This is a genomic window from Pseudomonas sp. MDT2-39-1, assembly GCF_054898085.1.
This window is the reverse complement of sequence record NZ_CM142716.1, coordinates 1,309,165-1,323,151: the sequence shown is the minus strand read 5'-3', so window position 1 is coordinate 1,323,151 and position 13,987 is coordinate 1,309,165. Positions and strand designations below refer to the sequence as shown.

The following is a 13,987-nucleotide window of genomic DNA, read 5'->3' as shown; positions in this document are numbered from 1 at the left end:
GAGTTGGGTATGACCATGCAACAACGCATCGAATCGACGCTGGGCCTGTTGCAGCCGCAGCATCTGCAAGTGCTGGATGAAAGCCACATGCACAGCCGTGGGTTGCAGACCCACTTCAAGGCCGTGGTGGTCAGCCAGCAGTTCGAAGGGCTCAACCGGGTCAAGCGACACCAAAAAGTCTACGGCACGCTCGGCGAGCTGATGGGCGACTTCCATGCGTTGGCGCTGCATACCTACACGCCGGAAGAATGGGCTCAGATCGACGCGGCTCCGGCCTCGCCGACCTGTGCTGGCGGCAGCAAACATTGATGTGACGGGTTGAAGAGCTGTTGTGGCGAGGGGATTCATCCCCGTTCGGCTGCGAAGCAGTCGTAAAACCGGCAGCTCGGTTTGTCTGAAACGCCTCAGTGAGGCTGATATTTTCAGGTCTGCTTCGCAGCCCAGCGGGGATAAATCCCCTCGCCACAATGGTTCTCACCAGACTTTTAGATCCCAGTCCTAAACCCACACCATTTTTGCTAGAATCCGCAACGCGCCGCTCACCCGGCGCGTTTTTTTTCGCATCCGGTTCACCCCTTACGAGGGTAGCCACCTGGAGAATCACCCATGACACAACAGATTGTCGTGGCGGCACTGTATAAGTTCGTCACTCTGGAAGATTACGTCGCCCTGCGCGAGCCACTGCTGCAAGCGATGGTCGACAACGGCATCAAAGGCACGCTGCTGATCGCCGAAGAAGGCATCAACGGCACTGTGTCCGGCAGCCGCGAAGGTATTGACGGGCTGATGGCCTGGCTCAAGAACGACCCGCGCATGGACGATATCGACCACAAAGAGTCGTACTGCGACGACCAGCCGTTCTACCGCACCAAGGTCAAACTCAAGAAAGAAATCGTCACCCTCGGCGTCGAAGGCGTGGACCCGAACAAAAAGGTCGGCACCTACGTCGATCCACAGAACTGGAATGCGCTGATCAGCGATCCTGAAGTGCTGTTGATCGACACCCGCAACGATTACGAGGTCTCGATCGGCACCTTCGAAGGCGCCATCGATCCGAAAACCACCAGCTTTCGCGAATTTCCCGACTACATCAAAGCCCACTTCGACCCGGCCGTGCACAAGAAAGTCGCGATGTTCTGCACCGGCGGCATTCGTTGTGAAAAGGCCTCGAGCTATATGCTCAGTCAAGGCTTCGACGAGGTTTATCACCTCAAGGGCGGTATTCTGAAGTACCTCGAAGAGGTGCCGCAGGAAGAAACCAAATGGCAGGGCGACTGCTTCGTGTTCGATAACCGCGTGACCGTTCGTCACGACCTTAGCGAAGGCGACTACGATCAATGTCATGCCTGTCGTACGCCGATCAGCGTCGAAGACCGCACATCCGAGCATTATGTGGCCGGCATCAGTTGCCCGCATTGCTGGGATACGCTCAGCGAGAAAACCCGCCGCAGCGCCATTGATCGGCAGAAGCAGATCGAACTGGCCAAGGCGCGCAACCTGCCTCACCCGATCGGCTACAACTACAAGCAAACTCCTTCAGAGGCTTGAACCATGTCTGCCCAACGTCTGCTCTATGTGATGGACCCGATGTGTTCCTGGTGCTGGGGCTTTGCGCCGGTCGCCAACGCGCTGGTCGAGCAGGCGCAGGCGGCAGGGGTGGACGTGCATCTGGTGGTGGGTGGCTTGCGCACCGGCAGCGGCTCCGCATTGGAGCCGACCACCCGGCGCTATATCCTTGAGCATTGGCAGGCCGTCAACGAGGCCACCGGCCAACCGTTCAAGACCGAAGGCGCGTTGCCTGAAGGTTTTGTCTACGACACCGAGCCTGCGTGCCGGGCTCTGGTCACTGCGCGCAACCTGGCGCCGGATTGCGCGTGGAAGCTGCTCGGGCTGATTCAGCACGCGTTCTACGCTGAAGGCCGAGACGTCACCCACGCCAGTGTTCTGGTCGAGTTGGCCGAGCAGGCCGGCCTGCCGCGCATCGAGTTTGCTGCCGCGTTCGACCGTGCCGATCAGCACGCCGCGACGGCTGCCGATTTCACCTGGGTCCAGGACCTCGGCATCGCCGGATTCCCTACGCTGTTGGCCGAACGTAATGGGCAACTGGCGCTGTTGACCAATGGCTATCAACCCTTGAGTGAACTGTCGCCATTGCTCGGCCGTTGGCTGGAGCGCGCTGCCTGTGCGTGACGTGCCCGATGACACGCCAGCTCCCAAGCGTGTCGATCGGCTGAGTTGGGCTGAAATCCGTCGCTTGGCCCTTCACCATAAAAAATCTCTGTGGATCGCCAATGGCGTGGCGGTGTTGGCCACCCTGTGCAGCGTGCCGATTCCTTTGCTGCTGCCATTGCTGGTAGACGAAGTGCTGCTGGGTCACGGCGATTCCGCACTGAAAATCATGAACCATGCGTTGCCTGAACACTGGCAAAAAGCAGCGGGTTACATCGGCCTGATGCTGCTGGTGACCTTGTTGTTGCGTTGTGGTGCCTTGCTGTTCAACGTGGTGCAGGCGAAATTGTTCGCGGCGCTGGCCAAAGACATCGTGTATCGCATCCGTATACGGCTGATCGAACGGCTCAAGCGCATTTCCCTGGGCGAATACGAAAGCCTGGGCAGCGGCACGGTGACTACGCACCTGGTCACGGACCTGGACACGCTGGACAAATTTGTCGGCGAGACACTCAGTCGATTCCTCGTGGCGATGCTGACACTGGTCGGCACCGCGAGCATTCTGATCTGGATGCATTGGAAGCTGGCGCTGCTGATCATGCTGTTCAATCCGCTGGTGATCTACGCCACGGTGCAACTGGGTAAGCGGGTCAAACACCTGAAGAAGCTCGAGAACGACAGCACCTCGCGTTTTACCCAGGCCCTGACCGAAACCCTCGACTCGATTCAGGAAGTGCGTGCCGGCAACCGTCAGGGGTTTTTCCTCGGGCGTCTGGGGCATCGAGCCCGGGAAGTGCGCGATTACGCCGTTAACTCTCAGTGGAAGACCGATGCGTCGAACCGCGCCAGTGGCTTGCTGTTCCAGTTCGGCATCGATATTTTCCGCGCTGCGGCGATGCTCACCGTATTGTTCTCCGACTTGTCCATCGGCCAGATGCTGGCGGTGTTCAGCTACCTGTGGTTCATGATCGGTCCAGTGGAGCAGTTGCTCAATTTGCAGTACGCCTATTACGCCGCTGGCGGTGCGCTGTCGCGGATCAACGAGCTGCTGGCCCGCGCCGATGAGCCGCAATACCCCGGCGGTGTCGATCCGTTCCAGGGACGGGACACCGTGGGCATTGAAGTCCAGGGCTTGAGTTTCGGATACGGCGACGAGTTGGTGTTGAACCAGATGGACCTGTCCATCGCCCCCGGTGAAAAAGTGGCGATCGTTGGTGCCAGCGGCGGTGGCAAAAGCACGCTGGTGCAGTTGCTGTTGGGGTTGTACACGCCCCTTGCCGGAACCATCCGCTTCGGTGGCTCGACCCAGCAAGAGATCGGCCTGGAGACCGTGCGCGAAAACGTCGCCGTGGTCCTGCAACACCCCGCGCTGTTCAACGACACTGTGCGCGCCAACCTGACGATGGGACGTGTACGCAGCGACGAGGCTTGTTGGCAAGCGCTGGAAATCGCCCAGCTGAACCAAACTGTTCGAGCATTGCCTGATGGTTTGGACAGCATCGTCGGACGTTCGGGTGTGCGTTTGTCCGGTGGCCAGCGGCAACGGCTGGCGATTGCGCGGATGGTGCTGGCCGAACCCAAGGTGGTGATTCTCGACGAGGCGACCTCGGCGCTGGACGCTGCCACCGAATACAACCTGCACCAGGCGCTGGCGAAGTTCCTGAGCCACCGCACCACGCTGATCATTGCGCATCGGTTGTCGGCGGTGAAGCAGGCCGATCGGGTGCTGGTGTTCGACGGCGGGCAAATTGCCGAGGATGGCGACCATCAGCAACTGATAGCCGAAGGTGGTTTGTACGCCAAACTTTATGGGCATTTGCAGCAGCATTAATGACAGTTCATGCCAGGTTGACGCCAGATTGCGCACAAATGTGGGCGCTGGCTTGCCGGGATCGAATACGCACCCTAGTCTAGCTGTAGCGATCACGTTGGATGATGATCTGGCAGTGCTAATGCAAGGGACCTCATGAAGCAAAAGCGGACTCTCGGAACCCCAAGGTTATTGGGCATCGTCTGGCCATTTATTGCCGTAGTGCTATTTCAAGCGCTGTTGGGCGGGGTCAGTCTTTATGTGCTTTCGGCGGTTCGCGGCTATGTTGCCGGGGAAAGCCTGTGGTCCAAAGGCCAGAAGGACGCCATCTATTACCTCAATCTCTACGCGGACAGTCGCGATAAGGCTATTTTCCACAAGTACCAGAACGCCATTGCCGTACCACAGGGTGGCCATGAGTTGCGCGTGGCGCTGGATCACCAGCCACCGAATATCGAAGCCGCGCGCGTGGCAATTCTCAAGGGTGGCAATCACCCCGACGACGTCTCCAGCCTGATCTGGCTGTACCTCAATTTCCGGCATTTCAGCTACCTGGAAAAAGCCATCGACCGCTGGACGGTGGGTGACGCGTACCTGGTGCAGCTCGATAACGTCGCCCTGGAAATGCATCAGCGTATTACCGAAAGTAAGGCTTCGGACGCCGACATCAAGCGTTGGAAGGACCAGATATTTGAGATCAACGATGGTGTGACGCCTGCCGCCAAAGCCTTCAGCGATGCCTTGGGCGAGGGCTCGCGCTTGATTCTTCGCCTGCTGCTGGTGACGAACCTGGCCACGGCCCTGGGCTTGATTGCATTGGCCCTTATGCGCACCCACAAACTGCTCAAGCAGCGCCATGCCTTTGCCGAGGCCTTGCAGTTGGAGAAAGAGCGAGCGCAGATCACCCTGCAATCCATCGGCGATGGGGTGATCACCACGGATGTCGACGGTGCAATCGCCTACTTGAACCCGGCTGCCGAAGCGTTGACTCACTGGAAAGGCGAGCAAGCCATCGGTTTACCGCTGGCAGCCTTGTTCAATCTGCTGGATGAAAACGCTCAGGCTGATGGTTTTACCCTTATCGAGCATATTTTGAGCGGTCAGCTCAGCGGCGGCAGCGAACATTCCAAACTGATCCAGCGCCTGGATGGCAGCACCGTTTCGGTCACCCTGGTCGGGGCGCCGATCCGCAATGCCGGCAAGGTCAGTGGCGCCGTGCTGGTGTTGCATGACATGACTCAGGAGCGGCAGTACATCGCCAATCTGTCCTGGCAGGCGACCCATGACGCCTTGACCGGGCTGGCCAATCGTCGCGAGTTCGAATATCGCCTGGAGCAGGCGCTGCACAACCTGACGCGTTACCCCGGGCGCCACGCCTTGATGTTCCTTGATCTGGACCAGTTCAAACTGGTCAACGATACCTGCGGCCATGCGGCGGGTGACGAGCTGCTGCGGCATATCTGTGCGCTGCTGCAATCAGGCCTGCGCGAAGGTGACACCCTGGCCCGGCTGGGCGGCGACGAGTTCGGCATTTTGCTGGAAAACTGTCCGTCGGAAGCGGCCGAGAAAATTGCAGAGAGCCTGCGTCATACGGTGCAGAACCTGCACTTTGTCTGGAAAGGCCGGCCATTCGTCACGACCGTGAGTATCGGGATGGTTCATGTTGCACAGAACCCGACCACCCTCGAAGCTTCGCTGCGTGCCGCTGATATGGCGTGTTACATGGCCAAGGAAAAGGGGCGTAACCGTGTTCAGGTGTATAACGCCGATGATTCGGAGCTGTCCCTGCGTTTCGGTGAAATGGCGTGGGTACAACGTCTGCACATGGCACTGGAAGAGGACCGCTTTTGCCTGTACTCCCAGGAAATCGCGCCCCTTGGACATACCGAGCACGGCGGCGGGCATATAGAAATCCTGTTGCGTCTACATGATGAAGCCGGTCGCATGATATTGCCTGACAGTTTTATTCCCGCCGCCGAACGTTATGGCCTGATGACTGCACTTGATCGTTGGGTAGTGCAGAACGTCTTCAAGATCATTGCCCAATGTATAGCCGAAGAGCGCAAAGGTCCTTTGGCCATGTGTGCGATTAATCTGTCAGGCACTACTATCGGAGATGACGCGTTTCTGGACTTCCTGAGGGAACAGTTTGTTGCATGGTCTATTCCACCTGAAATGATTTGTTTTGAAATTACAGAAACCAGTGCCATTTCAAATTTGGGAAGTGCAATTAGATTTATCAATGAACTCAAAGGTTTAGGCTGCCATTTTTCATTGGATGACTTCTGCGCCGGGATGTCTTCATTCGCCTACTTGAAACATTTACCTGTAGACTTCTTGAAGATCGATGGAAGTTTCGTAAAGGATATGCTGGACGACCCGATTAACCGCGCCATGGTCGAAGTGATCAACCACATCGGCCATGTCATGGGTAAGCGTACGATTGCCGAGTTTGTAGAAACACCCCAAATCGAGCAGGCATTGCTGGAGATCGGGGTGGATTTCGCTCAAGGGTATGTCATTGAACGCCCGCATCTGTTTACCTGTGATAGTTTGCAAAGTCGTCCTGCCAGGCCTCAACCTTTGTTGTTCAAGGCGCCTGGCACGTTCCGTTGAAATCTCTTGCTGATCCTAACAATCACAATCAAAAGGAGCCCGACAGTGATCGACACATTCAACCGAACCGGACCACTCATGGAAGCTGCAAGTTATCCCGTATGGGCGCAACAGCTCATCAAGGATTGCAGCGAGAGTAAGCGCCGGGTTGTCGAACACGAACTGTATCAGCGCATGCGAGACAATAAACTCAGCGCAAAAACCATGCGTCAGTACCTTGTTGGTGGCTGGCCCGTAGTTGAACAGTTCGCGTTGTACATGGCACAAAACCTGACCAAGACTCGTTTTGCCCGCCATCCAGGTGAAGACATGGCGCGTCGCTGGTTGATGCGTAACATTCGTGTCGAACTTAACCATGCCGATTACTGGGTGCACTGGAGTCGGGCTCATGGTGTCAGCCTGGAAGAACTTCAAGCACAACAAGTTGCCCCTGAGTTACACGCGTTAAGCCATTGGTGCTGGCACACCAGTTCGGCGGATTCGCTGATTGTCGCCATCGCCGCGACCAACTACGCCATCGAAGGCGCGACCGGGGAGTGGTCGGCGCTGGTCTGTTCCAATGGTGTCTACGCGGCAGCGTTCCCGGAGGAGGATCGCAAGCGGGCGATGAAGTGGTTGAAGATGCACGCCCAGTACGACGATGCCCATCCATGGGAAGCGCTGGAAATCATCTGCACGCTGGCCGGCATGAACCCGAGCAAATCCCTGCAAGTGGAGTTGCGCGAGGCTGTCTGCAAGAGCTACGACTACATGCACCTGTTTCTGGAGCGCTGCATGCAACTGGAACTCTCGGAAAAGGCACCGTTCGCGCGTGAGCGCATGGCATTGGCCGAAAGCTGATCCATAGGCAACACACACCAAAAAATGTGGGAGCGGGCTTGCTCCCACATTGTTTATGTAGCGCGGTTGAAGTTTTAACCCGCCATGGACAACCGGTTACGCCCTTCGCGTTTGGCGACATACAGCGCGCTGTCGGCCCGTCGCAACAAGCTCTCGGCAGACTCGCCGGGCAGCAGGGTTGAGCAACCCAGGCTGACTGTCAGCTCGACCATATTGCCATCGGCCTTATAGTTCTGCGCCTGCGCGGCAAACCGCAGTCGTTCGCCGACCATGGCGGCGGCTTCCCGACTGGTGTTGGACAGTAGGATAAGAAACTCTTCGCCCCCAAACCGGAACACCATGTCCACATTACGCAGTTGGTTCTTGATCGAGGCGGCAACAGCCTTGAGTACGTCATCACCCGCACTGTGGCCGAAATTATCGTTCACGTTTTTGAAGTGATCGATGTCCAGCATCAACAGTGACAACGGCATCAAGTGGCGACGCGACATCTCTATTTCACGTTGCAAGGTCTGATCCATGGCGACGCGGTTGCCGGTGTCGGTCAATGGATCGCGCAGTGCACTTTGAGTCGCGGCCCGATAGAGCAGGGCGTTACGCATCGGGAACAGGAGGGTGGACAGTAACGACTCCAGATTGCCCTGTTCGTATTCGCTGAATCGCTGATTACGGCGGAACACCAGTTCACCCAGGTTCTCGCCTTCATGGCTGAGGCTGTAGGTGACTGAATGATGGCCGCGCTGACCGAACTCCAGGCGCAAGCCACTGGCCGGGTGCTGAAAATTCAGCGCGTCCAGCGGTACAAGGCGCTGAATCTCGCGGAAGAAAAGTCCGAGAATACGTTGTGGCTCAAGACTGGTTTGCAGCTGCTGGCCGAGTTGCTGGCGCAATTGTGCAAGGCTGAATGGCCGCTCCAGAATGGGAGGTTGCTGACCAAAGCCCAGGCGTTGCAATTTGGCGCTGTCGAAGTCAATTGCGTTGGTCTGGGATGGTGATTTCATATGGCGTGAGCCCCTAAGCAGTAAGGCTGTCTTACAGGCTGGGTGAGAGCGGCTTTGGGCTGCGCGTCATACTGGTCCATCAGTCCCGTAGGACATTTGGCGCAAGTTTAGTCCGCTTTATCGAAGATTAGTAACCTATCGACTGAGGCGTCTGCCCGATTGCTTTCACACGGCGTGTCTGAGCAAATTTAGAGCGAAAGTCATGCCAATGAGTTCCTTCTAACAAAAAGCGTTCCAAATCAATATTTTAAGAGGGCTTGATGATTTTTTGCCCGGAAGGGCGACGGCTATTTGACTGAAGCGGACGTAGTTAGAAGGTACTTTGAGTGCCGCGCCGGGAAATCGACGCGACACAAAAAGCGACGTGCGGTTGTTACTGGGCGTTAAAAGCCTGGCCGTTGATGCCCGTGCTGTCCGGGCCCATCAGGTAGAGGTAGACCGGCATGATCTCCTCGGGCGTCGGGTTGTTCAGTGGATTTTCGCCGGGATAGGCCTGGGCGCGCATGCTGGTGCGGGTGGCGCCCGGGTTGATGCTGTTGGAACGCACCGGTGCCACGGTGTCGACTTCGTCAGCCAAGGTTTGCATCAGGCCTTCGGTGGCGAACTTGGACACGCCATAAGCGCCCCAATACGCACGACCCTTGCGACCGACGCTGCTAGAGGTGAACACCACCGAAGCGTCCTGGGACAGTTTGAGCAGGGGCAGCAAGGTGCTGGTGAGCATGAACATGGCGTTGACGTTGACGTGCATGACGCGCATGAAGTTCTCGCCAGACAGCTGCTCGATCGGCGTGCGCGGACCAATGATCGACGCGTTATGCAGCAAACCGTCGAGGTGGCCGAACTCTGTTTCGATCATCGCGGCCAGCTCGTCGTACTGATGAGGAAGCGCGGTTTCGAGGTTGAACGGGATTACGGCGGGTTGTGGATGCCCGGCCGCTTCGATCTCGTCATAGACCTGAGTCAGGTTGGCCTCGGTCTTGCCCAGCAGCAGTACAGTTGCACCATGGGCTGCGTAGGTTTTCGCAGCCGCAGCGCCAATGCCGCGACCTGCGCCGGTGACCAGGATGACCCGGTCCTTGAGCAATTCAGGGCGGGCGGAATAATCAAACATAAAAACCTCACAACAATTCAACACAAAGGCGGACACCGAACCTGTGGCGAGGGAGCTTGCCGTGGCGAGGGGATTTATCCCCGTTCGGCTGCGAAGCAGTCGTAAATTATTGCACGCGGCGTATCTTACCCACCGTAAATACCGGTTTGGGGTCGCTTCGCGACCCAACGGGGATAAATCCCCTCGCCACAAAAGCATCCAGCAACCAGTCAGGGTCAGCAGCTACAGAGGGCGCTATCCAAAACCTTGCGCAACTCCAGCGGATGATCGACCACCACATCCGCCCCCCAATGCCGCGGGTTGTCGTCCGGGTGAATGTACCCATAGGTCACGGCAGCCGTTTTGGTGCCGGCATCGCGGCCCGACTCGATATCGCGCAAGTCATCGCCCACAAACAGCACGCTGGCCGGGTCCAGGTTGAGCATCTTGCACGCCAGGATCAACGGCTCAGGGTCCGGCTTGCTGTTCTTCACATGGTCCGGACAGATCAGCAGCGCCGAGCGTTCAGCCAGCCCCAGTCGTTGCATGATCGGCTCGGCGAAGCGCACAGGCTTGTTGGTCACTACACCCCAGATCAGGTTGGCTTTCTCGATATCGGCCAACAGTTCGCCCATGCCGTCGAACAGCTTGCTGTGAACCGCGCAATCTTTGAGGTAGCGCTCGAGAAACTCCAGGCGCAGCTCTTCAAAGCCCGGGGATTGCGGGTCCATGGAGAAGGTCACGGCGACCATCGCCTTGGCGCCGCCGGAAATCTCGTCGCGGATGTGTTTGTCGTTCACCGGCGGCAAGCCGCGATCGGCCAGCATCGCCTGGCAGATGGCAATGAAGTCCGGCGCGGTGTCGAGCAGCGTGCCGTCCATGTCGAAAAGGACTGCTCTGATTCGCATCGGCTTATTCCTCGCGCAGGGTCTGGATCATGTAGTTGACGTCCACATCGGCCGCCAGTTTGTAGTGCTTGGTCAGCGGGTTATAGGTCAGCCCGATGATGTCCTTGACGGTCAGGCCGGCCATGCGGCTCCAGGCACCCAACTCGGAAGGGCGGATGAATTTCTTGAAGTCGTGAGTGCCGCGTGGCAGCAGCTTCATGATGTATTCAGCGCCGACAATGGCGAACAGATACGCCTTCGGATTGCGGTTGATGGTGGAGAAGAACACCTGGCCGCCCGGTTTGACCATTTTGAAGCAGGCGCGGATCACCGACGACGGATCCGGCACGTGCTCGAGCATTTCCAGGCAGGTGACCACGTCGAACTGCTCGGGCATTTCCTCTGCCAGCGCTTCGGCGGTGATCTGCCGGTATTCGACGCTCACGCCGGATTCCAGCTGATGCAATTGCGCGACCGCCAGCGGCGCTTCGCCCATGTCGATGCCCATGACGGTAGCACCGCGCTGAGCCATGGCTTCGCTGAGGATGCCGCCGCCGCAGCCCACATCGAGGACTTTCTTGCCGGCCAGACTGACCCGTTCGTCAATCCAGTTGACCCGCAGCGGGTTGATGTCGTGCAGCGGTTTGAACTCGCTTTCGCGGTCCCACCAGCGATGGGCCAGGGCTTCGAATTTGGCGATTTCGGCGTAGTCGACGTTGCTCATGGTTTAAGTCCTCTAAAACTTGAAAAATCCTGTTGCCCCGGTGTTCAGTCCGGGGGGCTTACTATTCGGTGTGGCCGCTGATGCGTTGACCCCAGGCCTTGGCAGTGGCGCAGAGCTGTTCTTCGTCGAGGCGGGTCAAGCGACGGTCGTCGAGCAGTTGCTTGCCGGCGACCCACAGGTGTTTCACGCAGTCCCGGCCGGTGGCGTATATAAGCTGCGAAACCGGATCGTAGACCGGTTGCTGCGCGAGGCCCGACAGATCGAACGCTACGATGTCCGCAGCTTTGCCGACTTCCAGCGAACCGACTTCGGCCTCTATCCCCAGCGCGAGGGCACCGTTGAGCGTGGCCATGCGCAGCGCGCGATGGGCGTCCAGCGCGGTGGCCGAGCCGGCGACAGCCTTGGCCAGCAGCGCGGCAGTGCGGGTTTCGCCGAGCAAATCGAGGTCATTATTGCTGGCCGCGCCATCGGTACCGACGGCAACATTGACACCGGCCTGCCACAGGCGCTCGACCGGGCAGAAGCCGCTGGCCAGCTTGAGGTTGGATTCCGGGCAATGAATCACATTGGTGTTGCTTTCTACCAGCAACACCAGGTCTTCATCGCTGATCTGGGTCATGTGAACGGCCTGGAAGCGCGGCCCGAGCAGGCCCAGCCGCCCGAGTCGAGCCAGTGGGCGTTCACCGCGCTGCTCGACCGATTGCTGCACTTCGAAAGCGGTTTCGTGGACGTGCATGTGAATCGAGGCGTCCAGTTCTTCGGCGATTACTCGGATTTTTTCCAGGTTTTCGTCGCCCACGGTGTAGGGCGCATGGGGGCCGAACGTGACTTTGATGCGCTCGTGGTGCTTGAGATCACCGAACAATTCGACGCCCTGACGAATGGCCTCGTCCGCCGTGCTGGCGCCCGGAATCGGGAAGTCGAGGATCGGAATCGCGATCTGCGCGCGAATACCGCTGTTATGCACCCGCTCGCTGGCAACCGTCGGGAAGAAATACATGTCAGAGAAGCAGGTGATGCCACCTTTTATCTGCTCGGCGATGGCCAGGTCAGTGCCATCGCGCACGAAAGTTTCATCGACCCATTTGGCCTCGGCGGGCCAAATGTGGTTTTCCAGCCAGGTCATCAGCGGCAGATCGTCGGCCAGGCCCCGGAACAGCGTCATCGCCGCATGGCCGTGGGCATTGATCAGGCCGGGGCTGAGCAACATGCCCGGCAACTCACGCACTTCAGTTGCGTTAAGCTTCAGCGCAGCCGACCGTGGGCCGATAAACACGATACGCCCGTCGCGAATGCCCAGGCCGTGCTCTTTGAGGACAACACCAGCGGGTTCGACGGGTACCAGCCAGGTCGGCAGCAATAACAGGTCGAGCGCAGCGGCAGTGTTCGGCATCGAAGGTCGGTTCCAGTGCTTTTGTAAAGGATGGCGAAGTATACCCGAGCGTCTTCGCGGGGGGATCGCTATAATCGGCGGCTTTTGTTCATGAGTGCGGGGTGTGGGATGCGCGATCGACTGTTGGCTGCGGAGAAGGTGAAGGCCATCGATTGGCGTGATGGCGCCCTGTACCTGCTGGATCAGCGTGTTTTGCCGTTCGAGGAAACGTGGATCGCCTACACCAGCGCCGCTGGCGTGGCCGAGGCCATTCGTTCGATGGTGGTGCGCGGCGCTCCGGCCATCGGCATCAGTGCCGCCTATGGCGTGGTGTTGGCGGCCCGTGCCCGCTTCGCCGAGGGTGGCGACTGGCAGGCGGCGCTGGAAGAAGATTTCGCGCTGCTCGCCGATTCCCGTCCGACCGCGGTCAATCTGTTCTGGGCCTTGGGTCGCATGCGTGATCGGCTTGAACGCTTGAAGCATCACGCCGATCCGTTGTCGTTGCTTGAAGCGGAAGCCATCGCCATTCATGAAAGCGATCGCGAAGCCAACCTGACCATGGCGCAACTCGGTGTGGACCTGATCCGCAAGCACCAGGGCAACGCCCAGGCAATCCTGACCCACTGCAACACTGGCGCGCTGGCCACCGGCGGCTTCGGCACGGCGCTGGGGGTGATTCGCGGAGCCTTTATCGAAGGCATGGTCGAGCGCGTCTACGCCGACGAAACCCGCCCATGGCTGCAAGGTTCGCGATTGACTGCATGGGAACTGGCCAATGAAGGCATTCCCGTGACCGTCAACGCCGACTCCGCCGCCGCGCACATCATGAAAACCAAAGGCGTGACCTGGGTGATCGTCGGCGCCGACCGGATTACCGCCAATGGCGACGTGGCCAACAAGATCGGCACCTATCAGCTGGCGGTCAACGCCATGCACCACGGCGTGCGCTTCATGGTGGTGGCGCCGAGTTCGACCATCGACATGAACCTGGCCAGCGGCGACGAGATTCCTATTGAAGAGCGCGATGGCCGCGAGTTGCTGGAAGTGGGTGGCAAGCGGGTCGGGGCGGATGTCGATGCGTTCAATCCGGTGTTCGACGTGACCCCGGCGGACCTGATCGATGCGATCGTTACCGAAAAAGGCATTGTCGAGCGCCCGGACACCGCGAAAATGGCGCAGTTGATGTGCCGTAAGCGTCTGCATTGAAGATATCTGGTGCCTGTTAATTGCCTTCGCGGGCAAGCCTCGCTCCTACGATTGATCGCGTCGGTCGCATCTTTTGCGAGCGGCATCGATTCAATGTAGGAGCGAGGCTTGCCCGCGAATGGGCATTAACTGACACCAAATAGCTTTCATTCCTCCCGAAATTTTGCATTCAAAATGCCTCTAAGCCTCTCTCGTCCCCGTTAAGCCTGTCACCAGTCAACTAACTACACTCCATGCGCATCTGGGGGATAGGTGCGTGGCGGCTCTTG

12 protein-coding genes are annotated in these 13,987 nt (G+C 58.5%); 7 read left to right on the top strand and 5 right to left on the bottom strand.

Annotation, left to right across the window (positions count from 1 at the left end; translation table 11 throughout):
• Nucleotides 1–9 precede the first annotated feature (9 nt).
• The 6 genes from ACYZTM_RS06555 (at nt 10) to ACYZTM_RS06530 (ending at nt 7,435) form a co-directional block, all read left to right on the top strand.
• Nucleotides 10–309: a BolA family protein gene (locus ACYZTM_RS06555; protein WP_461987731.1), complete on the top strand. Its 300-nt coding sequence runs from the start codon at nt 10–12 to the stop codon at nt 307–309.
• A gap of 297 nt (nt 310–606) precedes the next feature.
• Entirely contained in the window at nt 607–1,548 is a 942-nt protein-coding gene (trhO, locus tag ACYZTM_RS06550; RefSeq protein ID WP_461987729.1) for an oxygen-dependent tRNA uridine(34) hydroxylase TrhO, read from the top strand.
• Nucleotides 1,549–1,587: 39 nt separating this feature from the next.
• Nucleotides 1,588–2,190 carry a DsbA family protein gene (locus tag ACYZTM_RS06545; RefSeq protein WP_178083841.1) on the top strand — a complete coding sequence of 201 codons (603 nt, stop codon included), beginning with the start codon at nt 1,588–1,590 and terminating at the stop codon, nt 2,188–2,190.
• Complete coding sequence (locus ACYZTM_RS06540) at nt 2,183–4,000, top strand: ABC transporter ATP-binding protein (protein ID WP_461987727.1); 1,818 nt, start codon at nt 2,183–2,185, stop codon at nt 3,998–4,000. The genes ACYZTM_RS06545 and ACYZTM_RS06540 overlap by 8 nt, the downstream gene beginning before the upstream one ends.
• A 135-nt stretch (nt 4,001–4,135) precedes the next feature.
• Nucleotides 4,136–6,595, top strand: coding sequence for an EAL domain-containing protein (locus ACYZTM_RS06535; protein WP_461987725.1), 2,460 nt, complete (start codon nt 4,136–4,138; stop codon nt 6,593–6,595).
• Between the two features lie 78 nt (nt 6,596–6,673).
• Entirely contained in the window at nt 6,674–7,435 is a 762-nt protein-coding gene (locus tag ACYZTM_RS06530; protein WP_461987723.1) for a TenA family transcriptional regulator, read from the top strand.
• Nucleotides 7,436–7,509: 74 nt separating this feature from the next.
• Here the strand turns inward: ACYZTM_RS06530 and ACYZTM_RS06525 are convergent, their stop codons facing one another.
• The 5 genes from ACYZTM_RS06525 to ACYZTM_RS06505 all read right to left on the bottom strand — a co-directional run bounded on the left by ACYZTM_RS06525 (nt 7,510) and on the right by ACYZTM_RS06505 (nt 12,533).
• On the bottom strand, nt 7,510–8,436 hold the full coding sequence (locus ACYZTM_RS06525; protein WP_131061359.1) for a GGDEF domain-containing protein: 927 nt from the start codon (nt 8,434–8,436) through the stop codon (nt 7,510–7,512).
• Between the two features lie 373 nt (nt 8,437–8,809).
• Nucleotides 8,810–9,550 carry a YciK family oxidoreductase gene (locus ACYZTM_RS06520; RefSeq protein ID WP_007899713.1) on the bottom strand — a complete coding sequence of 247 codons (741 nt, stop codon included), beginning with the start codon at nt 9,548–9,550 and terminating at the stop codon, nt 8,810–8,812.
• A gap of 215 nt (nt 9,551–9,765) precedes the next feature.
• Entirely contained in the window at nt 9,766–10,437 is a 672-nt protein-coding gene (gene mupP, locus ACYZTM_RS06515; protein ID WP_131061360.1) for an N-acetylmuramic acid 6-phosphate phosphatase MupP, read from the bottom strand.
• Nucleotides 10,438–10,441: 4 nt separating this feature from the next.
• The gene (gene ubiG, locus ACYZTM_RS06510; RefSeq protein WP_131061361.1) at nt 10,442–11,140 is read right to left on the bottom strand and encodes a bifunctional 2-polyprenyl-6-hydroxyphenol methylase/3-demethylubiquinol 3-O-methyltransferase UbiG; all 699 of its coding nucleotides are present in this window, start codon (nt 11,138–11,140) and stop codon (nt 10,442–10,444) included.
• Nucleotides 11,141–11,201: 61 nt separating this feature from the next.
• Nucleotides 11,202–12,533: a TRZ/ATZ family hydrolase gene (locus ACYZTM_RS06505; RefSeq protein WP_461987720.1), complete on the bottom strand. Its 1,332-nt coding sequence runs from the start codon at nt 12,531–12,533 to the stop codon at nt 11,202–11,204.
• Between the two features lie 108 nt (nt 12,534–12,641).
• On the opposite strand from ACYZTM_RS06505, the gene mtnA reads away from it, so the two are divergent.
• Nucleotides 12,642–13,718, top strand: a complete 1,077-nt coding sequence (mtnA, locus tag ACYZTM_RS06500; protein ID WP_131061363.1) for an S-methyl-5-thioribose-1-phosphate isomerase — start codon at nt 12,642–12,644, stop codon at nt 13,716–13,718.
• Nucleotides 13,719–13,987: the final 269 nt, after the last annotated feature.